Origin of the sequence: Akkermansia massiliensis, from assembly GCF_023516715.1 — a bacterium.
Classification (GTDB): domain Bacteria; phylum Verrucomicrobiota; class Verrucomicrobiia; order Verrucomicrobiales; family Akkermansiaceae; genus Akkermansia; species Akkermansia massiliensis.
This window is the reverse complement of sequence record NZ_JAMGSI010000002.1, coordinates 968,935-992,900: the sequence shown is the minus strand read 5'-3', so window position 1 is coordinate 992,900 and position 23,966 is coordinate 968,935. Positions and strand designations below refer to the sequence as shown.

18 protein-coding genes and 1 tRNA gene are annotated in these 23,966 nt (G+C 60.1%); 12 read left to right on the top strand and 7 right to left on the bottom strand.

Annotation, left to right across the window (positions count from 1 at the left end; translation table 11 throughout):
- Window positions 1-11 precede the first annotated feature (11 nt).
- From M8N44_RS11835 to M8N44_RS11795, 9 genes are all read left to right on the top strand, one after another.
- A complete protein-coding gene (locus tag M8N44_RS11835; RefSeq protein WP_102729031.1) occupies window positions 12-920 on the top strand; it encodes a hypothetical protein in 909 nt (302 codons plus the stop codon).
- 187 nt (window positions 921-1,107) lie between these two features.
- Window positions 1,108-2,400, top strand: coding sequence for an argininosuccinate synthase (locus M8N44_RS11830; protein ID WP_022397610.1), 1,293 nt, complete (start codon window positions 1,108-1,110; stop codon window positions 2,398-2,400).
- A 99-nt stretch (window positions 2,401-2,499) separates the two neighbouring features.
- Complete coding sequence (locus M8N44_RS11825; RefSeq protein ID WP_102729030.1) at window positions 2,500-4,119, top strand: sulfatase-like hydrolase/transferase; 1,620 nt, start codon at window positions 2,500-2,502, stop codon at window positions 4,117-4,119.
- Window positions 4,120-4,150: 31 nt separating this feature from the next.
- Window positions 4,151-5,389: an RsmB/NOP family class I SAM-dependent RNA methyltransferase gene (locus tag M8N44_RS14075; protein WP_022397612.1), complete on the top strand. Its 1,239-nt coding sequence runs from the start codon at window positions 4,151-4,153 to the stop codon at window positions 5,387-5,389.
- 52 nt (window positions 5,390-5,441) lie between these two features.
- The gene (tpiA, locus tag M8N44_RS11815) at window positions 5,442-6,206 is read left to right on the top strand and encodes a triose-phosphate isomerase (RefSeq protein ID WP_102729029.1); all 765 of its coding nucleotides are present in this window, start codon (window positions 5,442-5,444) and stop codon (window positions 6,204-6,206) included.
- A 148-nt stretch (window positions 6,207-6,354) separates the two neighbouring features.
- Window positions 6,355-7,038: a type II secretion system protein gene (locus tag M8N44_RS11810; RefSeq protein ID WP_102729028.1), complete on the top strand. Its 684-nt coding sequence runs from the start codon at window positions 6,355-6,357 to the stop codon at window positions 7,036-7,038.
- A gap of 128 nt (window positions 7,039-7,166) precedes the next feature.
- Entirely contained in the window at window positions 7,167-7,778 is a 612-nt protein-coding gene (locus tag M8N44_RS11805) for a hypothetical protein (RefSeq protein WP_102722842.1), read from the top strand.
- A 167-nt stretch (window positions 7,779-7,945) separates the two neighbouring features.
- Entirely contained in the window at window positions 7,946-9,517 is a 1,572-nt protein-coding gene (locus M8N44_RS11800) for an arylsulfatase (RefSeq protein WP_102736823.1), read from the top strand.
- A gap of 610 nt (window positions 9,518-10,127) precedes the next feature.
- On the top strand, window positions 10,128-11,018 hold the full coding sequence (locus M8N44_RS11795; RefSeq protein WP_022397617.1) for a hypothetical protein: 891 nt from the start codon (window positions 10,128-10,130) through the stop codon (window positions 11,016-11,018).
- 187 nt (window positions 11,019-11,205) lie between these two features.
- Here M8N44_RS11795 and M8N44_RS11790 read toward each other — a convergent pair.
- From M8N44_RS11790 to M8N44_RS11775, 4 genes are all read right to left on the bottom strand, one after another.
- Window positions 11,206-11,281: transfer RNA gene (locus M8N44_RS11790), tRNA-Lys, on the bottom strand.
- A gap of 85 nt (window positions 11,282-11,366) precedes the next feature.
- On the bottom strand, window positions 11,367-11,798 hold the full coding sequence (locus M8N44_RS11785; RefSeq protein ID WP_102722839.1) for an acyl-CoA thioesterase: 432 nt from the start codon (window positions 11,796-11,798) through the stop codon (window positions 11,367-11,369).
- A 39-nt stretch (window positions 11,799-11,837) separates the two neighbouring features.
- Window positions 11,838-12,587, bottom strand: coding sequence for a ComF family protein (locus M8N44_RS11780; RefSeq protein ID WP_022397619.1), 750 nt, complete (start codon window positions 12,585-12,587; stop codon window positions 11,838-11,840).
- A gap of 30 nt (window positions 12,588-12,617) precedes the next feature.
- Window positions 12,618-12,920: a hypothetical protein gene (locus tag M8N44_RS11775; RefSeq protein ID WP_102729026.1), complete on the bottom strand. Its 303-nt coding sequence runs from the start codon at window positions 12,918-12,920 to the stop codon at window positions 12,618-12,620.
- An 85-nt stretch (window positions 12,921-13,005) separates the two neighbouring features.
- Between M8N44_RS11775 and mazG the strand changes: the two genes are divergently transcribed.
- The gene (gene mazG, locus M8N44_RS11770) at window positions 13,006-13,815 is read left to right on the top strand and encodes a nucleoside triphosphate pyrophosphohydrolase (RefSeq protein WP_102729025.1); all 810 of its coding nucleotides are present in this window, start codon (window positions 13,006-13,008) and stop codon (window positions 13,813-13,815) included.
- A 106-nt stretch (window positions 13,816-13,921) separates the two neighbouring features.
- On the opposite strand, the gene M8N44_RS11765 is transcribed toward mazG, so the two are convergent.
- From M8N44_RS11765 to M8N44_RS11755, 3 genes are all read right to left on the bottom strand, one after another.
- Window positions 13,922-19,825, bottom strand: a complete 5,904-nt coding sequence (locus tag M8N44_RS11765) for an autotransporter-associated beta strand repeat-containing protein (protein ID WP_102729024.1) — start codon at window positions 19,823-19,825, stop codon at window positions 13,922-13,924.
- A 176-nt stretch (window positions 19,826-20,001) separates the two neighbouring features.
- Complete coding sequence (locus M8N44_RS11760; RefSeq protein ID WP_249853112.1) at window positions 20,002-20,583, bottom strand: hypothetical protein; 582 nt, start codon at window positions 20,581-20,583, stop codon at window positions 20,002-20,004.
- A 275-nt stretch (window positions 20,584-20,858) separates the two neighbouring features.
- The gene (locus M8N44_RS11755) at window positions 20,859-21,242 is read right to left on the bottom strand and encodes a hypothetical protein (RefSeq protein ID WP_240454355.1); all 384 of its coding nucleotides are present in this window, start codon (window positions 21,240-21,242) and stop codon (window positions 20,859-20,861) included.
- A gap of 71 nt (window positions 21,243-21,313) precedes the next feature.
- Here M8N44_RS11755 and M8N44_RS11750 point away from each other — a divergent pair, with 71 nt between their 5' ends.
- Both M8N44_RS11750 and M8N44_RS11745 read left to right on the top strand, forming a co-directional pair.
- Window positions 21,314-22,372 carry a ribonuclease D gene (locus tag M8N44_RS11750; protein ID WP_180971010.1) on the top strand — a complete coding sequence of 353 codons (1,059 nt, stop codon included), beginning with the start codon at window positions 21,314-21,316 and terminating at the stop codon, window positions 22,370-22,372.
- A 183-nt stretch (window positions 22,373-22,555) separates the two neighbouring features.
- A complete protein-coding gene (locus M8N44_RS11745) occupies window positions 22,556-23,863 on the top strand; it encodes a carbohydrate porin (RefSeq protein ID WP_102722179.1) in 1,308 nt (435 codons plus the stop codon).
- Window positions 23,864-23,966 lie beyond the last annotated feature (103 nt).

Sequence of the window (23,966 nt, the reverse complement as noted above, 5' to 3'; positions counted from 1 at the left end):
TCCCCACAATAATGATGAAAACATTCCACCTCGTCCTCCCGCTCATCCTTCTTTGCTCCGGCATCACGCCCCGGGTGCAGGGAGCCGCCACGCTCCCGGGGTCTCGCCTTCCCCTGGCTTATCCGGAAACGGCCCAGCCCCGCGCGTATCCGGGCTACCGCATGCTGGCGGAGATGGGATGGATGTACCTGCCGGTGAAGGAACCGTATCCTCCGCTCTGGCACCTGCAGGAAATGCTCAAAAAGAACGAGCTGGAACTGTTCTACCTGTGCACAGCCCGTCTGTTCCAAATCTATTGTGTGATCCATATTGATGACCTGAGGGGAAGACAATGCCGAGAACTGTACCACTTGTGCGGTCTGGTGACGGCAGCGCCGTTCTACCAGGTGGACTTCAGCGGAGAGCATCCGTGGGAATACGGAAGAAGGACGGGAGATATGGATACGAAGAGGGTAGCCGTTTCATGCCTAAGCCGTATTATAAAAAAAGAATCTGCCGGACGCATGAACGTGAACCAGAAGGAGATCGGAAAGTTCAGCGCGTTATATACAGCGGTAATTTTAAAAGGATTCCGGAAGGAGCACCAGGCGACTTCCGAAGAAAAGCTGAGGAAGCGATGGAAGGAAGGGGAAAAGAACACGTGGAAGGTGCACCGGGAGGGACGTGTTTTTGGCTGGGAAGACCAGTTCATCGTGGCCCAGGGCAGAAATGATGATATGAAATATGAGATAGAAGAATGGCTGGAGGAAGATTTAATTCGCATCCTGGTGGGATACTTTCCCGGCCGTGCGGCGGAAGCGCGCCAGTACATCCGGATGGCGGGATACGAAGACAAGGAGATCAACGGACTGGTGGACCGGACCTTGGGACGTGCCAAGGAAACGGAGTTTCTGTATAGAGGAGGCAAGAAAAAGAATTAAAAGCAGCTTTCCGGGCTTATGCGGTGAACGAATCCTGACGAACCTCCACTTGTTTTTGTTCAGGAACCATCCCGGGGAAGCCGCTCCGGGCAGTTCCGGGAAAAAGCCCATGGTTAAACATGATTTTGTCCTTTCCTCCGGAGAGGGAATGGGGCATCATGCCGCCGCACACTAATCATTGACGTACATGAAAATCGTAGTTGCATACTCTGGCGGCCTTGACACCTCTGTTCTTCTGAAGTGGCTCAAGGAAAAATACAATGCCGAAATCATCGCCTACTGCGCAGACGTAGGCCAGGCGGAAGAACTGGACGGCCTGGAAGCCAAGGCCCTGGCTACGGGAGCCTCCAAGTGCTTCATCGGCGACCTCAAGGAAGACTTCGCCGCCAACTACATCTTCCCCATGATGCAGGCCAACGCCCTTTACGAAGGCCGCTACCTGCTGGGCACCTCCATCGCGCGCCCCTGCATTTCCAAGGACATGGTGGACCTGGCCATCCGTGAAGGAGCGGACGCCATCGCCCACGGCGCCACCGGCAAGGGGAACGACCAGGTGCGCTTTGAACTGGCCGTCAATGCCCTGGCCCCGAACATCAAGGTCATCGCTCCCTGGCGCGACCCCGAATTCCGCAAGCAGTTCCCGGGCCGTACGGAAATGATCGCCTACGCGGAATCCCACGGCATCCCGATCCGCCAGTCGCTGAAAAAGCCTTATTCCATGGACCGCAACCTGCTCCACATTTCCTTTGAAGCAGGGATGCTGGAAGATACCTGGTACGACGGCACCACCCCCGCCGACCGTGAGATGTACAAGCTTTCCGTTTCCCCGGAAGACGCTCCGGACCAGGCCGAATACATTCAGATCCTGTATGAAAAGGGCGATGCCATCGGCATCAAGTACGACGGCCTTGACACGCTGCTGAAAGAACTGAACGTCACCCCGAAGGGTGAACGCGACGGCTATACCCTGCTCAGCCCGCTGGGCGTCATGTACGTGCTGAACGCCCTGGGCGGCAAGCACGGCATCGGCCGTGTGGACATTGTGGAAAACCGCTTCGTCGGCATGAAGAGCCGCGGCATTTATGAAACCCCCGGCGGCACCATCCTGCTGGCGGCCCACCGCGACATTGAAACCATCACCATTGACCGTGAAGTGCAGAAGGTGCGCGATTCCCTCATTCCGGAATACGCCACGCTGGTTTACAACGGCTTCTGGTTTGCGCCGGAACGTGAAGCCATCCAGGCTCTGGTGACCAAGTCCCAGGAAACCGTCAACGGGGAAGTGCGCCTAAAGCTTTACAAGGGCAACGTCATGTACGCCGGACGCCGTTCCCCGCAGTCCCTGTATTCCGAAGAAATCGCCACGATGGAAGGCGGCCATGAGGAACTGTACAACCAGGACGACGCGGAAGGCTTCATCCACCTCAATGGATTGCGCCTGAAGCAGTTCAGCCGCGTCAACAAGCCCTACGGCAACTAACCCCCCGCAACACAACGTTTTCAATCAACCGTCCGGAATACCAGTTCCGGACGGTTTTTTCTTTGCAACAATCCTTTCCTTTTCCACGTACTGCCCGTGATGGGATTTATTTCATGCACATTTCTGGCAGTTGTTTCAGCGCTGGCGTTCTGTCCGGTCCCGGCCACTGCCGCTTCCAGGCCCAACATCATTCTGATTTATGCGGATGACCTGGGCATGGGCATGCTGGGCTGCTACGGCCAGGAGATCGTGAAAACGCCCAACATCGACCGCCTGGCCAAACAGGGCATCATGTTCACCCGGTGCTACAGCAGCCAATACTGCTGCCCGGCGCGCGCCTCCCTGCTCATGGGCGTGCATGACAGCCACTCCCGCTCCTACACCCAGACAAACGGCGGCCTGGTCATCACGGCGGAACAACAAGGCTGGTCCAACGAGGAACTGGAAAAGAAAGCGGCCAGGGCGGCCCGCATCAAGCCTTCCGGGGGAGAGGTTTTCCTTCCGGAACTACTGAAAAAGGCAGGATACGTCACGGGCCAGTTCGGAAAGCTGGAGTGGGGCTTCACCACCTGGCACGGAGAGCTGAAAAGGCACGGATGGGACCGTTACGTGGGATACATGGACCATCAGCGGGCCCACGGCTATTATCCCTCCTTCCTCTGGAAAGACGGCGAACGCCTTCCCCTTCCGGGCAACACGCATGCCGACGGCGGCAAGACCCCGGAGATTTACGGGCCGGGAGCCACGGAAAAACGGAGAGGAAACCGGGACGGAAAAGTGACGTACGCTCCGGACGCCATGCTGGCGGAGACCCTCAAGTTCATGGAGGAAAACCGGAACAGGCCCATGTTCATCCTCTTCTCCACCAACCTGCCCCACGGCCCGGTGGATATTCCCCCCGCAGAGAACAAGTATGCCGGTCATCCAGCCATCCGCCAGGCCTATGCGGGCGCCGCGGGCGGCAACAGGGAATGCGCCGGGGCGGCGGAGGAATACGCCTCCATGGTGGACAAGCTGGACAGGCAGGTGGGCGCCATCCTGGCCCAGGTGCACAAACTGGGACTGGAGAAGCGCACCATCATCGTTTTCAGCTCCGACAACGGGCATGAACTTTACTACCGCACGGACAAGGAGCGGGGCCGCGGCCTCAACTGCCACGGCGGCGTTCTGGACGGCACCGGGGAGCTGCTGGACGTTTTCCGCGGCAGCCGCGGGCTCATCGGCCAAAAGAACGCCATGGTCAACCTGGCCGGGCTGAAATGGACCAACCATGAAGGGGGCATCCGCGTTCCCCTCATCGTCTCCTGGCCCGGGACCGTGCCGCACGGGAAGGTTTGCCGCAGCCTGGTAGCCAACTACGACCATATGGCCACCTTTGCCGAGCTGGCGGGAGTGGGCATGCCGGAAGGCAAGGATTCCGTTTCCTATAAAAACATGCTCTTCGGCAAACCTTCCAGCCAGCGCGATTACGTAGTGGTGGACCACACGGTCATCACGGGGGACGGCTGGAAGCTCACGCACAAGCAGGACAAGTGGCTCCTTTTTCAAATCAGCAGCGACCCGGAGGAAAGGCACAATCTGGCGGAAACAAGGAAAGACCAGTTGGAAAGGCTCCAGGCCATTTACAGAAAGGAAGCGGGAAGCCCCAGAAAAGACAGGCAAAAGCCGGAACAACCCCGGAAAACCGCCCTTTTTCCGCCGCTTGCTTTTGCAGGTTGAAACTTGAACGTTCCGCATGTAGAGTTCCCCGGTGAAGAACAATCCCCCCACCTCCCGCCAGACAGCCCTGACCTGCCTGATGCGCTGGCATGAAGGCCGCTCCTTTGCGGAAACCCTCGTGGACCGGGAATGTTCGCGGGCTGCGCTTTCCACGGCGGACAGGCATCTGGTGCAGGCCCTCGTCTTCGGCGTGCTGCGCAACCAGACCTGGCTGGACCATGTGATCGACTCCCTGCGGAAAGGCAGGCTGGACCTGGAAATGCGCCTTATCCTCCAACTGGGGCTGTGCCAGCTTTTCCTGCTGGGGATGGCAGACCACGCCGCCGTGTATGAAACCGTCAATCTTGCGCCCGCACGCCTGCGGGGGCTTGTCAACGCCATCCTGCGCAACGCGCTTCGGCGGGAGAAAGCCATCCTGGAGGAACGGGAAAAACTGCCGCTTCCCGTTCTTTATTCCACCCCGGCGTGGCTGGTGCAGCGGTGGACGCAGCAGATGGAGCCGCAAACGGTCCGCGCCCTGCTCCACTGGAACAACACCACGCCGCGCCTGTACGTCCGCGCCAATCCGCTGGTCCCCGTGAACGGCATGCCAGCCTCCCTGGCTCCGCTGGACCGCGCTCCCGGCTGGTTCTCCGTAGACGGCGCCCTGCCGCTGGAAGAGATCAAAGCGGGCTCCCTTTACGTGGCGGACCCCTCCACCCGCTACGCCATCGACCTGCTGGCTCCCCGGCCCGGCGAGGAAATCCTGGACGCCTGCGCCGCCCCCGGCGGCAAATCCGCCGCCATCATCGCCGCTACCGGAGGCAAGGCGCGCCTGACCGCCACGGACCTCCATGAACACCGTCTGCCCACCTTGAAGGAAAACCTGGACAGGCAGGGTTCCTCCTCCGTCCGGACGGCGCAGGCGGACTGGTCCCTCCCCTGCCCTCCGGAATGGGAACGCCGTTTTGACGCCGTGCTTCTGGACGTGCCCTGTTCCAACACCGGGGTCATCCAGCGCCGCGTGGACGTGCGCTGGCGCCTGACCCCGCAGGAAATCCGCCGCCTGGCCGCCCTCCAGAGGAGCATTCTTGAAAACGCCTCCCAGGCCGTCAAGCCGGGCGGCAGGCTGGTTTATTCCACCTGTTCCATTGACGCGGAGGAAGACGGCCTGGTGGTCAGGGATTTTCTGCAAAACCACCCGGAATGGACCCTGAAGGAGGAAAAACTCATCCTTCCCCATGAGGAAAAATCGGACGGCGCGTATGCGGCCCTTTTGATCTGTGCTTGACCTCGGCCCCAATTTGGCAACAATGCGTGCTCCTGATTAATCTCATTCCACTATGTCCCGCAAACCCATCATTGCCGCCAACTGGAAGATGAACATCGGCCCCGCCGAAGGCGCCCAATTCATCGAAAGCTTCAAAAACCTCGTTAAGGGAAAAGACGTCGCATGCGACGTGGTCGTCATTCCCCCCTTCACCACCATCCCCTCCGTGCTGAACGCCCTGAACGGCTGCTCCTGCACTGCCGTAGGCGCCCAGAACGTCTCCCAGTATGACAACGGAGCCTACACCGGGGAAATCTCCACCAGCATGCTGAATGAACTGGGTCTCAAGTACGTCGTGCTCGGCCACAGCGAACGCCGCCAGTACTTCGGAGAAACGGACGCCATCATCAACGCCAAGATCAAGAAGGCCATCGCCGCCGGCATCACCCCGATTTTCTGCATCGGTGAAACGAAGGATGAACGCCTGGGCGGCATTCTGGAACCCGTGCTGGAAATCCAGCTCAAGGGCGGTCTCAAGGACATCACCCCGGAACAAGTGGCCAGCCTGGTCATCGCCTATGAACCCGTCTGGGCCATCGGCACCGGCCTGACCGCCACCTCCAAGGAAGCGCAGGAAGCCCACGCCTTCATCCGCAAGGTCATTTCCGACGTCTTCGGCGCGGACACCGCCGCCAGGGTGCGCATCCAGTACGGCGGTTCCGTAAAGCCGGAAAACGTGGTGGAGCTCATGGCCCAGCCGGACATTGACGGCGCCCTGGTGGGCGGCGCTTCCCTGAAGCCGGAATCCTTCGCCGCGCTGGTCACTTCCGCCAAGTAAGCGCAATCCAGCCATTTCCTTTCCTGCGGGCCGGTCCTTCACGGGACCGGCCCTTTTCGTTTCCGGAGCTCCGTCCGGCGCTTTTCCGCCCCAGGGCGCAGTTTCTGCCTTTTCAAGCGGCGGCAATCGTGCATAATGGCGGGAAATCATGAAAGCCCGCTTACTCCCCTCACGCAGCAAAGGTTTCACGCTTATTGAAGTTCTCGTGGTCATCGCCATCATCGCCCTGCTGGCTGGCGTATCCTACAGTATTTATTCCCATGCTACGGAGACTGCGGCCAGAACGCGCTGCACGGACAACCTGCGCCGCATCAGCGACTGGGGCAAGGAATTCGCAGGCCAGAACGGCGGGAAGCTGCCCTCCAGCGGCATGAAGGACAGCCTTCTGACCGCCAGGGAGTGCCGGAACTGGTGGGACGCCCTGGCCCCCATCGTGAACGCAGAACAGCCCGACCTGATCGCCCGGAACGACAAGGAGCCGAACATGCTTCCGGACACCTTCCGCTGCAAGAATGACAACCGGCCGGAAATCCTCGCGGCGGAAGATTCCATCCTTCCCGCCAGCCCGGACACCATTTCCTACACTAGCTGGCTGGACAACCGGAAGGGACGCCCCATGAACGTGGCGCGCGGGCAGGCCCTGCGCGGCAAGCCCTGGATCAGCGACGGCATTCCGCTTGACGGGCGCAGCGTCATCACGGAACAGGACTTTGAGGAAATCGTGGTCCCGGCCCTGGAACGCCATCAGGGAGGCATCATGGTGCTTTACGCGGACGGGAAAATCACCCCTGTGGAGGATCCCACGTTTGAAAAAGTCACCCAAGGCTCCTGAGCCTGCGTTCCTCCGCCGGCTGCGGGGGAATTCCAGCGGCCTGACGCCAGGAATCCGATGGAATTTTCTTCTCTCTCCCGCTGATTCGCCTTTACGAAGCCGGGATAATCATTAAGGTTAGCGTTCAGATGAACCAGCACGCTCCCTTCCTGCATCCGTATGATGGAATGATACCGCTGCCCGTGGCGGGATATGTCCTGGGCGCCGTTCTGCTGCTGGTTCACCTTTACGCACTGGTAAAAAGGCAGCAGGTGCAGGCCTTTCTGCTGGCTTCCCCGCGCAACCACCTGCTGGCCCAGGTTCTGCTGGCCATCGGCCTGTTCTGGTTCTTCCTGCTGGTGGCTCCGGAAGGGCTGGGCGTGCTGAGTTATTTCCGGGTAGGGCTGGCGGAGTTTGAAGGCATCCGCTGGCTGCTCCAGCTTGCGTGTCCCGTTTTCCTGGTGCTGATGGTCACCCAGGTGAAAAACCTGCTCTTTCCGCGGGCGCTCGGCATCTTCGGCCTGATGGTGGCGGCCCCTCTTCTCAGCGCGGCCTTCCTCCAGGATCCGGTCACCAGGCTGCTCATCCCCATCTGGTGCTACATTGTCATTTTCCTTTCCCTCCTCTGGATAGGCAAGCCCTACCTGTACCGTGACATGGTGAACAAGATATGCTCCAAACCGGCCTGGTGGACGCCCCTCTGCCTGGGCGGCATGGCCTACGGAGCCGCCATTCTGCTCTGCGCCGTCCTGTGGTGGTAGCAGACGCATTTTTCCGGCGCACCATATCCGCCCACCCGGCTTTTTCCGGAGGAATTCCCGGTCGCGCAAGCTGTCCGGGCCAACAGGGAAGACAGCTTTCCTTTTCCAGCCTCCGGGCAGGATCCGTCCGCGGGCCTGCCTGCTTTATCATACACCCCGTTCCTCCCATGCGTTTCATTCCAAGTTTCCCCCTCCTGGCCTGCATGGCCCTCTGGCTGCTCTCCCCTGTTCCCTCCCCGGCGGACAAGCCCAACATCGTCCTCATCCTGGCTGACGACATGGGATGGTCCGACCTGGGCTGCTACGGCTCGGAAATCCCCACCCCCCATCTGGACTCCCTCGCCGCACAGGGCATGCTGGCTACACGGTGCTACACGGCTTCCCGCTGCTCCCCCTCCCGCGCCTCCATCATGACCGGTTGCGAGCCCCACAAGGTGGATGTAGGGCTGCTGGACGACGACAGCGGACGCCCCGGCTACCGCGGGCGGCTGAATCCGGATATCCCCACCCTCCCTGAACTCCTGAAAAAAGCGGGATACCGTACCTACCTTTCCGGAAAATGGCATCTGGGGAAAGTCCGCGGAACCTACCCCTGGGACCGCGGCTTCGACCGTTCCCGCGGCCTGCTGGGAGGCGCGGCGGATTACTACAAGCCCATGCCGGACCGCCCCTTCGGAGAAGACGGAAAATTGCTCCGGCCGGAGGACCTGCCGGAGGATTTCTACATGACGGAAGACATCACCCAAACGGCCCTGGCCTACATTGACGACGCCGCCAAAAGCAAAAAACCCTTCTTCCTCTACGTGGCTTACACGGCCCCGCACACCCCCCTTCAGGCCCCCCGGGAGGAAATAGAAAAAATGCTGCCGTCCTACCGCGGAAAATCTCCGCATGCCATCGCCTCCAAGAGGCTGGAAAAACAAAAACAGCTCGGAATCGTCCCTCCCTCCGCCAAGCTGGGCATGGCCGGAAAATTCAATCCTTCCGGCTATGAAAAGGCCACAGCAGAGCGTAAGGACTACCTTTCCAGGTGCATGGCCACCTACGCCGCCCAAATCTCCATCATGGACCGCGGCATAGGCCGCATCCTTGCGTCCCTGGACCGCCACCGCCTCAGCGGCAACACGATCGTCATGTTCCTGTCAGACAACGGCGCAACGGCGGAAATGCCCCAGAACAACAGGAACAAGAAAACCGTTCTTCCCATCGGTCCGCTGGGGGAAGCCGGCTGCCGGGACGGGTACGGCCCCATGTGGGCGGCCGTGTCCAACACCCCCTACCGCCAGTATAAGATTGAGACCTTTGACGGCGGCTTGTCCGCGCCTTTCATCATCCGCTACCCTTCCAGAATCCGTCCCGGCGCGCGCTATCACTCCCCCTTCCTGCTTCAGGATCTCGCCCCCACCTGCCTGGCGTGGGCGCAGCTTCCGGTTCCCGTCCACATGGACGGCAAACCGCTCAACGCCTACTGGGCCAATCCCGGAAAGCTTCCTCCGTCCAGGGTATGGGACTACATTCCCGGCACCTGCCCTTCCCGCACCATTTTCTGGGAGCACCAGAGGAACCGCGCGGCCCTGACCAGCCAATTCAAACTGGTGGCTCCCAACCGCGGCCCCTGGCAGGTATACGACATCAGGGACAGGACGGAACAAAAAAACCTCGCTTCCAGGCACCAGCCGCTTATTGAACAACTGTCCGCACAGTACAGGAAGTGGGCAGAAGAAAACCATGCCGAATAATGCGGCACGGCGGGTAGCCTGGCAGGCGCGCACGGAACATTACCCAGGGGCAAGCCCTGACGTTCCGGCACCGCAGCCACCGGAGCCGTAACCCGCATCATTTCCGGGAAAAAGCCGGAAGAATATTTGTTCCCCCCTTGATATCCGGGGGCCCATTCACCATTCCTTTTCCCCATCCGGATATTGACGGACAATTCCGCAAGGAGTCCGGCCCTCCGGACGGAGCTTGCTCCGGCTCTCCATGCTTTTACCCTGTAAACAAAGATATTCCATGAATCAAAATAAAACACATCAAAACACTGCGATTTAACAAATCGTTTCCCAAATGGAAAACTCTTATTTTTTCCTAACAATTATTGGAACAAAGGAAGCCTTATCATTCAAAGAAATATCGTATTAGAATGCTTCTAAATTAACAAAAAACTCATTGATTATAAATAAACTTAATTTAAGATGGCATAAGAAAAAACCTCTCCGCTTCCTGCTTTCATTCCGCACCATTTCAACCTTCAATATGGAATATTTTTGATAATCAACAAATAACACACCTTTAACAAGACTTGTACAGCATCACCTTCTTTTCAACCAACCTTTCTCCCGCATCTTTCTTATGTTCAAAGAGCCCTCCTTCCTCAAAAAAGCAAACCTGTTCCAGCCCATCCTGGTCGTTGTGATCTCCATCATCGGAGGGACGCCCATGGAAGGCGCCAACACGGGAAAAATCGTCCTGCTGGTTATCCTGGGCGCCGCTTTCATCGTGTGGCACGTGGAATGCCAGAGGCTGATCAACAGGAACCGGGAGATGAAGAAACAGGCCTGCACCCTGAAAAACCGCAGTGCGGCTCTTTACAAAAAAACCTACGCCGCCCTCAGCGGGGAATATGAAAACTTCGCCAACAAGCTGAATGGAGAAGACCGCCGGGAGAAAAAAGCGGACGGCTCCCGCGCAACGACGGAAAGCTTCAACTCCGCCTGCCTGTTCCTGTGTTCCACCATCGCCGCAGCCCTGGCCGAATATAAAAGCTCCCTCATCTTTGAAGTGCTTTACATCCAGGCGGAGCGGCAGCAGGGCCAGACCTTCCTGCGCGTCACAGGCTACGCGCAGGGAGAACACAATAACGACATCCCGTCCCTGCTGGCCCAGCCTCCGCGGCCCGTGACGGGAACTCCCTCCATGCTGGATGAACAATTGTTCGCTGAACGCCATCTCAGCCCCGTAGTCCTCTCCGGCCCGGCGGAAGTGCGGCGCAGCTTCTTCCGGAAGCGCAACCAGCCCCCGGAGGAAAAATACATGCAATACCTCGCCATCCCCGTCCTGAGCAGGAGGAATGAAATCATCGGCCTCATTGAAGTCTCCGTTAAAAAAAATCCGTTCATCTTCCCGGTGGTCATGCTGGAAACCCACGAACTGGCCGACATCCGATCATGGCTGTACCATTTGAAAGACCATTTCCTGCTGTTCCATGAAATAGAACGCGCCGTCCGGCATGATTTGCCCTGATGGACATCCCCGCCCGGTTCCGTCTTTCCGTTCCGCCGGCGGCCTCACGGACCGGGCAGCACGGCAATACCCATTCCCATGCTCATTGGATGGTGGAACACCACGTTCCCGCCCGTTTTCCGGCTACCTCAAAAAAGAAACTCCGCCCGGAAATACTTCCTGCGGAGTTTCAACGTATGAAAGGGAATGGTACTTGGACCGGGACTCGAACCCGGGACCAATAGATTAAAAGTCTACTGCTCTACCAACTGAGCTACCCAAGCACTTACCCTTGCTGGAAGGGCGGAGGCAGTAAACACCACGCCCCCTTTCATGGCAAGCGCAAAATGGAAGACGGACAAAAAAAGATCAGGATTCCATGTATTCCTGCCACCGCGCACGCCATTCAGCTGGAATGCGCGCGGGGCGCCCCTGGGGCATCCGGACCAGGGCCAGCTGTTGATGGGCCCTCACCAGAAGATCGTTGTTGGAGGCGCGGCGCATTTCAAAATCGCACCAGAACCGGGCCCGTTCCACGGATTGCAGCCATCCCGTCGTCAGAATGGTGTCCCCCAGCACGGCGGGGCGTACGTAGTCGATTTCATGGCGGACCACCACGGCGAACTGCTGCAAATCGCTCATGGTTTTGTAATCCATGCCCAATTTGGCTCCCAGCTTGGTGCGGCAGGCTTCAATCATGCGCAGGTAGGCCAGGTTATGAACCACTCCGCCGCAGTCCGTATCATAAAACATGACTTCGTCTTCCGTATGAAACATCAGCTCCGGATTCATGACTGCCATTGTAGGAAGGAAACGGTGAAGCTGAAAGGAAATTCCGGTTCAGCCATGCCATGCATGGTGCGTCCGCGCCAGCGTCAGCACGCAAACGGAAGCCGCCCCGGCCCGGAGCAGCAGATGCGCGCAGGCGTCCGCCGTGGCCCCGGTCGTAAAAACGTCATCCACCAGCAGCACGTCCCTTCCCGCGACGGGATGACGTTTGATTCTTTTTTCATCCGCGGCATAAATCCTGCGGGCGTGCCTGAGCCGCTGCTTCCGCGCCAGGCTGGCCTGGGGCAGCCGGTCAGGCAGGCGTTTCAGCACCCCGGCACAGGGCCAGCCCAGTTCTCTCCCCAGCAGCGCCGCCAGTTCCTGCGCCTGGTTGTACCCCCTCCGCACCAGCTTGCGGCGGTGCATGGGCACGGGAACGAGCAGGCGCTTTTTTCCTCCGAACCAGTGGGGATTTCCGCGCACGGCCTCCGCCATCATCCGCGCGAAGGTTCCGGCCAGATGAACGGCCCCCGCATATTTGAAGGCCAGCAGAAGCTCCCTCAATGCCCCTTCGTTCACGTATGCGGCGCGGGCTTCCTCAAAGGACGGAGCCGTTTCCGCACAGCGGGCGCATAACCCGGACGGGATGAAGGAACCTTCCGCAGGTTCTCCGCAGACGGCGCAGCAGGGTGGTTCAATGGGCACGAAACGCTCCCGGCATTCCGGACAAACATGACAGCCGTCCAGTCCGCCCCGTCCGCACAACTCGCAGACGAAAGGGTACACCCAGGAGAGCCATTCCCTGAAAACCGCTCCCAGCATCCCCGGCACGGCAGAAGTTGAAGGGCGTTCCTACCGCCCGTCCTCCCCATCGGGAGAACCGGTTTCCTCCTCTTCCGGCATGTCTTCCAGAAGCTTGTCTATGGCTTCAATAAAACGCCACGGGCAGCGTTTGCGCTGGTACTTGCGCCAGAGCACGTCGCGCAGGGTCACCCAGTGCGCCCGCGTGAATTCCACGTGTTCCCACTCCACATCGTCACGTTCCGCACGGCCCACCTTGGGGGCGCATTCCAGCTTCCATTTGCTGGCGTGGTGGCATGCCCTGTATACCAGGGTACCTTCTTCCGTGCGTTCTTTCCACGTGTGAACTTCCATGGGGGCGAGTGTAGGGAAGAACCGTTCCGGGTAAAGAGGAATTTTTGCTAGTCATCCGCCCTTGCGCGATTAGTATGGCTCCGTCATGAACGACACTGAAATGATCGAATGCCGCGAGCCTGCCCTTCAAATGCAGCGCCTCATCGCCATCATGAAACGCCTGCGCGCTCCCCAGGGCTGTCCCTGGGATGCGGAACAGACCCACCACTCCCTGATTTCCAACATGATTGAGGAAGCCTACGAGGTGGTGGACACCATCCAGAGGGATGACTGGGAGCAGATGCGGGAGGAGCTGGGCGACGTTCTGCTTCAAGTGGTTTTTCATGCGGAGATCGCCCAGGAAGCCGGACGTTTCAATTTCAACGATGTGGCCGCGGAAGTGAGTGAAAAGCTCGTCCGCCGCCATCCCCACGTGTTTGCCCAGTCCACGGCGGACACGACGGATGCCGTGCTGACCCAGTGGGACAAGATCAAACGCCAGGAAAAAGGCGCGGAGACCACCCCGTACCTTCATGGAACGGGCAAGGGACTGCCTCCCATGCTCCGCGCCTGGAAGCTCCAGAAAAAAGCCGCCAAAGCGGGGTTTGACTGGCCGGACGCCCAGGGCGCCCTGGATAAAGTGAAGGAGGAAACCGCGGAGTGTGAGGAAATCCTTCCCGTGCCGGAGGAAGATCCGCACGTCACGGAGGAACTGGGGGACCTCCTGTTTTCCGTAGTCAACCTGTGCCGGAAGAAGGGAATAGACCCGGAAACGGCCATGGCCGGGGCGAACAGGAAGTTTGAACGGCGTTTCAATGAAATGGAACGCCTGCTTGCCAAAGACGGCCTTTCCCTGGAAGAAGCCTCCCTGGACGCCATGGAGGAACGCTGGCAGCAGGCGAAGTCCGCCCAATAAAGTATTTCCATTTCCCGGACCGGGCCTTGTTCCGGTTCTCCGCTTTGCCTTTTCCGGCGCCGTCTGCATGATTCATGCGCGCGGCGCCGGAATGTTTTTCAGGAGTTCAGCTCCTGCGGCGGCGCAGCAGCAGCGCGCCCAGGCCCAGCAAGGCCACGGAGGCCGTGCCGGGTTCGGGAACCGTGCGCACCAGCGTCACCACGCCGTCGCGCATCCAGGAGTCCCCGTTTGCCAGGATGAAGCCGGCGTTTTTCAGGGCGGCGTCATAAAGGACGGAGGCCAGGGAGTAATCCCCGCTGAAGGCATTGGTGAGGGAGCCGTCATACAGCACAAAGTTGATGGTGCTCACACGGGCTTCCACCAGTTTTTCAATCAGGCTGCCGGAGCACTCCGTCAGCAGCAGGTTCACGCCGCCGGAGAAGTCCACGGAGGCCTGCCCGGCCCCGGTAATCAGCGCATTGGTCGTCCACGCATCGGGAGCTGTCATGGAAAAGTTGCCGTCCGCATAGCTGATGTTCAGGTTCGGCACGGCATCCGTTGTGGAAACGCCAGTGACGGCCAGGGAGGAAAACGCGCCCAGCCTGATGCCGGAATCCGCCGCATGAATGAGCATGTCCGTCACGCGGGCCTCCTGCCCTGCGGCCACCTCCAGCACGGAGCCGGAGAATTCCGTATGGGCCAGCGCCGCTCCCGTCCTGACGTTCACGTTGACGCCGTTGAACAGGGCGCGGGCCGCGGAGCCTGCTCCCTGCACGATTCCCGCTCCGGCGGAAGAACCTAGAAAAGCCCTCTCCACCGTGGAGGAGGCGGCCCCGGTGCGGGCCGTCACCGCCACGGAAATATCGGAGAGGGAGGAAGAATTCAGCGTATTGACGGAGGCTCCCGCTCCCGCCAGCTTCACGGAAGCGGCGTAGGAAACCGTTCCGGCCTTCACGTCCAGGCGGGAAGCCGCTCCCTGGAGTTCGACTCCGGCTTTCGTATTGAGCGCGCCCGCATGCGCCAGCTCCAGCGCGGCATGGTCCGTTACCTGGTAGACCCCGTCCCAGGTGTTGGCCGCGCCCAGCACCACGCGGCCGTTTTTGCCCGCATTGCCGTTCTTGACGATGATGGTTCCGGAGGCGCCGCCGGGCTTGACGGTTCCGTTGAGCGTCATGACATGGCTGTTTCCGGAGGCCGTCATGGAGTCCGGATCGTAACCCGTCGTATCCAGCACAAAGGCCTTCCCTCCGGCGTTCACCACCATTTCATTCTCATTGCTCCAGTCCGCGTCCAGCATGCCCAGCACGCCTCCGCCGTTCAGAAGAATCGTATTGCCGGTTTTCTGAACTCCGTCTTCCGTGTAGGGAGTCCCGGTCAGGGAACCAAAGCCGGAGCCCAGGCGCAGAACGCCGCCGTCGTTGACCTGCACGTCATAATCGTACAGCCCCTGCCATTCGTCATGGCCCACCACCAGGTTGCCATCCTGCGCCACGCTCAATTCCCCGGCCAGCAGAAGAGTGTTTACCACCTTGAGGGAACCCGCGTCAATTTGCAGGGAAGCCAGGCGCGCATTCCCCACCGTCTGGGAAAAGATGCCCGTCTTCACCAGGCTGATGTAGCCGGAATCATGGCGCAGGCCCGTATCATACATGTCGATGTACTGCCCAAAGCCCACATTGCCGCAATAAATCCGGTCCTGCGTCCCCACCGCCAGGAAAAGGGTGGTGGAGGAATCGCGCCCCGCGCTGGCTTCCGTGGTCACGAAGGAAGCCTCATCCTGCCCCATGATGCCGGCCAAGGTGATGTGATGGACGTCCTCCACGGAATCAAGATGCAGTATCGTGCTCTGCACACCATTCAGGCTTAAATCAAAACCGGCTTCTTCCCACGTGTTCCGGTCCAGACAGGCCTGCACCGTTCCCTGGCCGTCCTGCGTCCCGCTCATGCTGATCTTTCCATGGAATTTGGAGCCGTCATCCAGCTGGAAAACGGTCTGGCCGCTGCCGTTGGCATGCTGCAGGACAAGGTTGGCGGTGGAATCCCCCCGGACCGTGGAAATGACGCCACCGATCACCCTGTCCGTATGGGACACCGTCACCACGGAATCCTCCGCCACCGTCAGCAGGTTATTCAGCAGAGCCACCTTCTGGATAAAGCCCCCGCTCTGGTAGTCCAGCGCCAGGGAGGTGCCGTCAAACATCCGGATTTCCCCGGTCCCCAGGGCTCCGGCATCCCTCATGACTACCCTGCCGCCGTTGATTTCCGTTCCGCCGGAATACGTGTTGGCCGTCTCCATCACCAGGGTTCCGGCTCCGTCCTTGGTCAGAATGGTTTTCCAGTTGCTGGTTTCATAGTCATCCGGAAGCTCCCCGTCCGCAATCAGGCCCCCGTCCGCATGGGCGCGGAAGATGTAGTTGACGTCATCCTTCACGCGGATGGAGGCGGGGCGCACTTCCCCCCTGATGAGCACCACGTTGTAATCCTTTCCTTCCTCCCTTTCCACCATTCCTGTTTTCCCGGCTCCTTCCGCGCCGAAGGCCACATGGTAGGTATCCCGGTAAAAGCCGTTAAGGCCCAGATTTTTGTCCAGGCCCTCCAGCCAGTGGTTGCGGTCGGTCCCCTCCCCTTCGGGCAATTCATTGGCAAACCAGACGTTGTCCGTGGCGGCCACGTATTCCCCCTCGCTCCGGTTTTCTCCGTTGTACCAGGTGCGGATGGGCGTATTGGTCACCGTCATGACCAGGTTCATGTTGTCCCCGGAAACCTTGATGATGCCGAACCACCCGTTCCCGATGGAAATCGTGCGGGTTTGAAAGCCGCCCAGCGCCCCGTCCACGTAAATGCCGCTTTCCGTCGTCGCCAGGTAGTATTTTTTGTCAACCGTGTCCGCTTCTCCAAAATCGTATCCCCCGAAACGCACCAGAATATCGCCGTTCAGGTTCAACCTGCCGGAATCAGCGATGTCCTCCAGCCCCTTGACGGCCAGCAGGGGATGCTCCTGCAGCTCGGAGGGCAGGATGGAGCAGTCAAAATACAGGAAGGAGGAATCAGATACCGTCACGGAACCGTTCACCACCGCCGTTTCAGGAACCGCAACGGCCCCTGCCCCCGTACCGGCGTTTACGGTCCTGTCCGTCACGATGTGGAGCGCATAACCGGGATTGATGGTCATGCCTCCCCCCGCGGCGCCCCACTCCTGCGCCGTGCCGTCGGAGGCGATGCCCCGCGTCACTCCCAGATTCAAGTTGGTTCCTCCGTACAGGACGGCGCTCGTTTTCACGTTGAGGCTGTTGAAGCCCAGCGTCCCCTCCTGGAGCACCAGGCGGTTGACCGCGGCCGTATGGATGTACTGTGCTCCCGCGCCCGTCTTGGTCAGGGAAAGGGTTTCCCTGCTTGCGGCCGTCACCTTGCCGGAGGTAGCGGAACCATACGTGGATGCCGTCCCGAAGACACCGGCAAAATACAGCTTTTCCGTACCGTTCACGTCCAGCGTCAGCGTACTGTTGGAGTTGGTCAGCACGCGCAGCGTATCCACTTCGCTCCCCACGGTGCAAGTCTTGCCGTAATACTCGCTGTCCTGCGTTTTCCCGATCAAATCCCCTTGCAGCCCCGCCAGAACGGCATCCTTCTGCACCAGCAGGATGTGGTAAAGGTCCATGCGTTCCTTTCCTTCAAAAACGGTGCCGTTGTCCGCCGCGTTCACGGTATGGGCGCGCGTCAGGTCCACCTTGGCGTTCCGCAGCGCATCGTCTTCCACGATGAGCTGTACGGCGCCGGGCTTCCGGATGGCCAGGATGTCGTTGTTGGCATCCGCATTGGCGGGGGAGTCCGCCTCGGAATACAGAATGTAGTTGTCCAGCTTGACCGTGCCGGTGAAATTGGACTTTTCCCCCGGGGCCAGGCTTTCATCGCAGATGTGGAACATGCTTACCCACTTGTCCTGGCCGCCCGCCGTCGTGGAGGTATAGCCCATCAGCGTCAGTTCCCCATAGCCGTCCAGCCTGCCGGTCAGGGACAGCGTGCGCCAGTGGCGGGAAGTCAGGTAATCCCACTGGTAGCCGGAGGAACCTGCGCCGGGCAGGTCTTCCTTCTCCGCCAGGGAAAGGGGGGAGTAGCCGATGACCACCTTCGCCGTGTCCTTGGAGGACGTCCCGATCCGGATGTTGTTGGCAATGGAGGGGTTGCGGTAAGAGGAATCCAGCTCCGTGGCAAAGGGGTAGTTGACATACAGTTCCGTTCCGTCCGCCATGCGGATGTCCCCGGCGCCCAGGGCTCCTTCACGGGCGGCCAGAATACTGCCCTCCCGGATTTCCGTTCCGCCGGAAAAAGTATTGCCGGTAGCCAGGGTAAGCATGCCTGCGCCCTCCTTGACCAGCTCGCCCGCGTGGTCCGGTCCGGCGTCCGCAATGCTGCCTGCGCCGCCGTCCGCGGCGTGGAAGACATAGCCCATGCCGCCGTTCGCCTCCTTGTCCACGGAGACCGTCAGGCTGGAGACGCGCACCGTTCCGTCAAGGATGACGTCAAAGCCGTCCACGGCGTGGCCGGATAAATCCTGCATGCCGAAGAAGACTTCACGCTCCCCGTTGCGGAACGTCAGGCCGCCTTCCCACGGGCTGGAGCCCGCCGCCCCGTCGGACCACACGCTGCCGTCCGGAACCTTGGACCCGTTCCCCTGCCAGACGTAGTAATTGAACTTGTCCGCGTCAAAATAGGTGCCTTCCAGGGAAGTGGAATCCAGCCCGGTTACGAGCATCTGCCATTGGCCTCCCCCCTGCACATTCAGGGTCAGTCCGCTGTAAACGTCCAGCTCCCGGTAAATCCAGCTGCCGTCGGCATCCCTGCCCGTGGCGTACCTGACCTTTTCCCGCTGCACGGCATCCGCAAAGGAGAGGGTGTTCCCCTCCGTCACGGAAACCAGTTTGCGGGAGTCTCCGGACTGAATGCCGGATGCGGGCATGATTACCGTCAGCAGGCTGCCCTCCGCAAATTGCACGGAAGAATCCAGTTGAAACGTTCCGTCCACATCCAGAACCAGCCCCTTGTTGAAGACAAGCGTTCCGGCGGACCGCCAGTTCATTCCCCCCAGCCGGGAAGCCGCTTCATGGTAATCCAGCGCGAGGGCGGCCCCTGCCGCAATGTCCAGCAAGCCGCCGGAGGAAGTGGAAAAGGAATTCCCTACGGTCAGGGCCCCATCCGCCCCCAGGCGGAAAACGCCGCCCTGAATGTCCAGACTGCCCAGCCGGCCAGAATAAACGGTTTGCTCCCCGCTTCCCTTCTTGACCAGATTGATGACTCCGGTGCCGTCCGCCTCCACAAGCTGGGTATTCTTGTAGCTCTCATTCTTCTCTGTCCCCACGTAGTAGCCGCCGTCCGCGCCCGCGGCGCCGATCATTCCCTTGAATTCATGGTTCTCCGCACCGTCAATGGTCAGGGTAGCGGCAGTCCCATTGCCCACCGTCACGCGGGAGGAGGAACCGGCCGTGGCCCCTTCCAGGCCTGAGACGGTCAAATCCCCCTCCAGCTTCAGAATCACCATGGAGGGGGTCCCTGCACTGCCCGTCAGCCAGCCTCCCAGCCCGGCGGGGTCCTTGCCGCCCTGGCGGATCACGGACAGGTCCATGACCGTGGCGTTCATATTCCCCGCCGCCTGAAGCTGGACGGGCGTATTATACCCTTCTGAGGAGAGGCTGGAACGCGGCGCCGCCGCCTGGACCACGCCGCTGAAACCGCTCATGTCCACGCCCGTCAGGTCAAAAATGCTTACCCGGCTGCGGCTGGTGTTCTCAAACACCAGCGTCCCCGTACCGGAAACGGTACCCTCTAAAAAAGCCGTGCGCGCCGTAGAGCTCGTGAAGCCCAGATACACCTTGGAGCCGGGGCCGCCGTCCATCCGGATATTCAGGCCGTAATGCTTTTCCTTGTTGCCGCCGTCGCTGACATTGACGCTGTCCAGGAAAATATCTCCGGAACCTTCCATCCGCACCGTTCCGTCAAATCCTTCCTCCAGGGCAACGCTTCCACCTCCGGTCACGGTGATGTCCTGCCCCGCGCGCGGGACCGCGGCAAGGCTGCCGGGGCCGGAAACCGCAACGGCATTCTCTGCAAGATGCAGCCCGGATTCCGGCTTCTCCCGGTCCCCATGGCTTTCCGCCTGTCCGTCTTCCTCCCTTGCCTCTTCCTCCCCGTCTAAGAACCGATTCCAGCGAGTCAGGAAGGGGTAGGACGGCTTACCTTGAAAGAGTTATAACTCTTGGAGCGGTTATTTCCCGATACCAGGGCATTTGCCAGCACGCCGTGCACCAGTTTCACCTGAGCATCTTCGTGGCTCTGGAACGTGTATTCCTGATCCATGTGGGAGACGGCCACCTTCTTCCGGTAAAGTTCGGCTGGCCTGCTCTTCCGCTTGAGGCTCCACTTACCTTCCGGATTCAGCGGGAAAGCGGGACTGACCAGAGCCAGACGCTCCGGTTCCGTTTTTCCGGCATTTCCGGATACCGGCTCCATGGCGGCGCTCACCATTTTTCCATGGCTGTTTTCAAAATAGAACGCGCCGGAGTCTTCCCGGAGCCCGTTCTTTCCGGCTGCATACCGCACCAGCAAACCGCCTCCCTGCTCCAGTTTTTCATAATCCGCCAGGTTCAGCAGGTATTCATTGTCATCCAGAACTACCGCGCCGTCCTCCGCCAGCGGAACTTTTTCTCCGGACCACGGCTTGCCCTCGGCCAGGGACGCTCCCGCACACATCCCCAGAACACCGGCGAAACAGGTAATAAAAGCAATATTCATCATGATGACGGATAAAAAGGAGCGCGGCGTATACACCCTGGTTTTCTGGCTGTCAAATGGAATGTCTGTTTTTTTCCATCCTGCTGGAACACAATACCATACCCGGGACGATCTGCCCATCTCCCGTAAAAACGGGAAAAAACGGGGCATCAGGGCGCTTCATAAAAACCGCCAGCCTTGTAAAAAAATTCCCTGCCGCAGCCCGGTTTCCCCCGGAAGCGTGAAACAAGAAACGGAAAAGGGAACGCGTGCCTCCGCGGCGGAAAAGAGGTCCGGAATCAGGCCATCATGTCCATGTTCGGATCCTTCCAGGCCGGGTCATACCCCTTGGCATAGCTGAACACATGCTTGTGCATGTATTCAAAATACTGCTCCTTCTGCATGGGGGTAAGCCGCTCCCAGATGGCCACGTTCAAGGCGCGGCACACCTTCTGCATCATTTTCAAGGTAAGCTGGCGTCCCTGCCGGGCCTTTTGAACCTGCTTGTGGGTAAGCTGTTCCGGGGAAATCTCCACCAGGTCGTGGTTGGTCAGATGCCAGCGCTTCATCAATTCGTCCAAAGGCTGTTCTCCGTGGTTGCGTCCGGTTTCTGTAGCTTCCTCTTCCATGCGCCTTTCTTCGTGCCCTATTTCCGGGAAATAGGCAATACATGATTGCCCCATCAGCACTTTTTTTGCATTTCCAGTTGCCCGGCGTGCTGATACATGGTTCAATCCCGCTCTGTTGCAATAAGATGATTAGCGAGAAAGAGGAATTACTGGAATGGCGCAAGCGCGCCACCGCACAGCCCACGGGACGGGTAGTCCTGGACCTGGAGGCAGACAGCCTGCACCGCTATCAGGAAAAGATCTGCCTGATCCAGTACGCGGATGAAACGGGCTCCTGCCTGATCGACCCTCTCTCCATTGAAGACATGGGGCCGTTTTACAACTGGCTGAAGGAAACGGAAGTCTGGATGCACGGGGCGGATTATGACATGAGCCTCTTCCAGAACGCCTGGGAAACGCTGCCCGCCATGATCTGGGATACCCAGACGGCGGCGCGCCTGCTGGGCTTCCGCCAGTTCGGGCTGGCCGCCCTGGTGGAACATTTCCACGGCGTAGCCCTGAGCAAGTCCTCCCAAAAGGCGGACTGGGCGCGGCGCCCCCTTTCCCCGACCATGGTCACCTATGCCCTGAACGACGTGAATTACATGCTGGACATGGCGGACAAACTGACGGCCGCCCTCCGGGAAAAAGGACGCATGGGCTGGTTTGAAGAGATTTGCAGGCACTCCATGGACCGAGCCCGGGAACGCCATCTGGCCGGCCATCAGGACCCCTGGCGCATCCAGGGCTGCGGCAAGCTGAACAGGAAAGGGCTGGCCGCCCTCCGGGAACTGTGGACATGGCGCGATGCGGAGGCTAAAGCGTGGGACAAGCCCGCGTTCATGGTCTGCTCCAACGCGGACCTCATCCAGTGGAGCCTGGCCCTTCAGGAACAGCGCACCGTGACTCCTCCGCCCCGCTTCCACTCCCACAGGCGCAGCCGGTTCATGGACGCCCTCCAGAAATTTTACCTGCTGGATGAAGACGACTATCCCTGCCGCCCGCGCATCCAGCGCCGCCAGCATTCCGACCAGTTTGAGGCCAATCTGGCGCGCCTGTGCAAGCTCAGGGATGAAAAGGCTGAAGAACTGGGCATGGAAGGCTCCTTCCTGATTACCCGGGCCTCCCTGGAAGCCATTGCGGAAGACAGGGAAAAAGGCGTCTCCACCCTGCTGAACTGGCAGAAGGAAGCCCTGGGCTTTTAACCGGCCCCGTCTTTCCGGCGCGCTTCCGGCATTTCCCCCTGAACCGGACCTTCCGCGGCAGAAATGCCCCGCCGGCTGCGTCATGACTCAACGGGGGTGATTTGCCGCTTTTCCTCCTCCTGCCCCATCCCTTAGGATAGGGCCCCTCCTCCCCCTGCACCACTTACCTATTCACCTGACAACATGTACCGTCCCCTCATCATCCTCGGCCTTCTGGGAGCCTTCGCCGCCCAGGGCAGACAGGCAGGAACCGAAATGCTCCGCCCGGACCAGCCGGAACCTCCGGCCCACCTGCTGGCGGACATCAATTTGCTGGGCGGGGATTACGGGGACGAAACGGCCCCCATCCCCAACGATTCCCTTACGCAGGCCCTGACCGGCCTCCACTCCAAAGCGCACCGCGCGGGACTGGAATTCCTGGTGGAAAACGCCTTTTCCTACAACTCCATCCACCACCCGGCTCCGGACAAGCCCGGCACCCAGCTCTGGTACCTGCTGCACGCCCACGCCAATTACCGCCTCATCCAGGCGCCCAGCAACCGGGAAACGTGGCTGAAACTGGAGCTTTCAGGCTCCACTGCGCTGACCGGAAAGACGTGGAGGGGCGGCAACATGAATGACGCCATCGGCCTGACGGGAGACACGCATACGGACATCTTCGGGGAAAGAATCTTCTTCCTGCCGGAAATAGCGCTCCTGCAAACCTTCAACCGGGGAAAAAGCGCCATCGTCGCGGGCGTGGTGAACCAGACGAATTATTTTGACACCAACAGCTACGCCAATTCCTCCTTCGGCCAGTTCTGCGCCTCCCCCTTCGTCAACAACCAGGTGATTCCCATGGCGGATTCCAACCTGGGCGTCATCTTCCAGCACCAGTTCCACGAACAGTGGTACGCCATGCTGGGCGGCAACTTCACCAGCTGCCCCCAGAACGCCTCCCCGCTGAAACACACGGACGGCAAGAATTTCAACGTCCTGGCGGAACTGGCGTGGGTGCATGATTCCGGGGCCGTCAAGCTCACCCCCTTCATGGCCCGCATCAACGAACTGCCGGACGGGGAGGAAAGGAAGAACCTCCACACCGTGGCCGGGATCGCCCTGAACGTGGAGCAGCAGCTTGGCGGCAGCCCGTGGAAGGCCTTCTGCCGCGCGGGCTGGAGCGATTCCACGCGGGACAACTTCTGCGGCGCCGCCGTCCAATGGTCCGGCGGCTTCGTTTGCAGCCAGCCTCTCCAGCACCTGGGCGTCTGCGAGGAGGGGGAAGCCAACCAGTTCGGCATTGCCCTGGCCGTGACCCGCCCGGACGACGGGAGCATGGCGGAAGGCCGTTCCAGAAGCAAAAAGGAAGTGGTGATGGAATGCCACTATAACATTTCCGTGACTCCCTGGTTCCTGATCCAGCCCTCCCTGCTGTGGATTTCCAACCCCGCGGGCCGGGACGACACCGGAAACGCCAGCGTCTTCCGGCTCCAAACCATCCTGACGTTTTAAGAGCCGCCGGAACAGCCGCGGAAGGCTTCCGCCCCCATGGCGGCTCTCTTTTCCCCGTTGTTGATTTACCTGGAACAGGGGAGCGTCTTTCTCTACAATGCAC

What these genes read in the sequence shown, in the direction of transcription:
- M8N44_RS11835 (WP_102729031.1), top strand. Translation starts at nt 12, where the DNA reads ATGATGAAAACATTCCACCTCGTCCTCCCGCTCATCCTTCTTTGCTCC.
- M8N44_RS11830 (WP_022397610.1), top strand. Translation starts at nt 1,108, where the DNA reads ATGAAAATCGTAGTTGCATACTCTGGCGGCCTTGACACCTCTGTTCTT.
- M8N44_RS11825 (WP_102729030.1), top strand. Translation starts at nt 2,500, where the DNA reads ATGGGATTTATTTCATGCACATTTCTGGCAGTTGTTTCAGCGCTGGCG.
- tpiA (WP_102729029.1), top strand. Translation starts at nt 5,442, where the DNA reads ATGTCCCGCAAACCCATCATTGCCGCCAACTGGAAGATGAACATCGGC.
- M8N44_RS11810 (WP_102729028.1), top strand. Translation starts at nt 6,355, where the DNA reads ATGAAAGCCCGCTTACTCCCCTCACGCAGCAAAGGTTTCACGCTTATT.
- M8N44_RS11805 (WP_102722842.1), top strand. Translation starts at nt 7,167, where the DNA reads ATGAACCAGCACGCTCCCTTCCTGCATCCGTATGATGGAATGATACCG.
- M8N44_RS11800 (WP_102736823.1), top strand. Translation starts at nt 7,946, where the DNA reads ATGCGTTTCATTCCAAGTTTCCCCCTCCTGGCCTGCATGGCCCTCTGG.
- M8N44_RS11795 (WP_022397617.1), top strand. Translation starts at nt 10,128, where the DNA reads ATGTTCAAAGAGCCCTCCTTCCTCAAAAAAGCAAACCTGTTCCAGCCC.
- M8N44_RS11785 (WP_102722839.1), bottom strand. Translation starts at nt 11,798, where the DNA reads ATGGCAGTCATGAATCCGGAGCTGATGTTTCATACGGAAGACGAAGTC.
- M8N44_RS11780 (WP_022397619.1), bottom strand. Translation starts at nt 12,587, where the DNA reads ATGCTGGGAGCGGTTTTCAGGGAATGGCTCTCCTGGGTGTACCCTTTC.
- M8N44_RS11775 (WP_102729026.1), bottom strand. Translation starts at nt 12,920, where the DNA reads ATGGAAGTTCACACGTGGAAAGAACGCACGGAAGAAGGTACCCTGGTA.
- mazG (WP_102729025.1), top strand. Translation starts at nt 13,006, where the DNA reads ATGAACGACACTGAAATGATCGAATGCCGCGAGCCTGCCCTTCAAATG.
- M8N44_RS11760 (WP_249853112.1), bottom strand. Translation starts at nt 20,583, where the DNA reads ATGATGAATATTGCTTTTATTACCTGTTTCGCCGGTGTTCTGGGGATG.
- M8N44_RS11755 (WP_240454355.1), bottom strand. Translation starts at nt 21,242, where the DNA reads ATGGGGCAATCATGTATTGCCTATTTCCCGGAAATAGGGCACGAAGAA.
- M8N44_RS11750 (WP_180971010.1), top strand. Translation starts at nt 21,314, where the DNA reads ATGATTAGCGAGAAAGAGGAATTACTGGAATGGCGCAAGCGCGCCACC.
- M8N44_RS11745 (WP_102722179.1), top strand. Translation starts at nt 22,556, where the DNA reads ATGTACCGTCCCCTCATCATCCTCGGCCTTCTGGGAGCCTTCGCCGCC.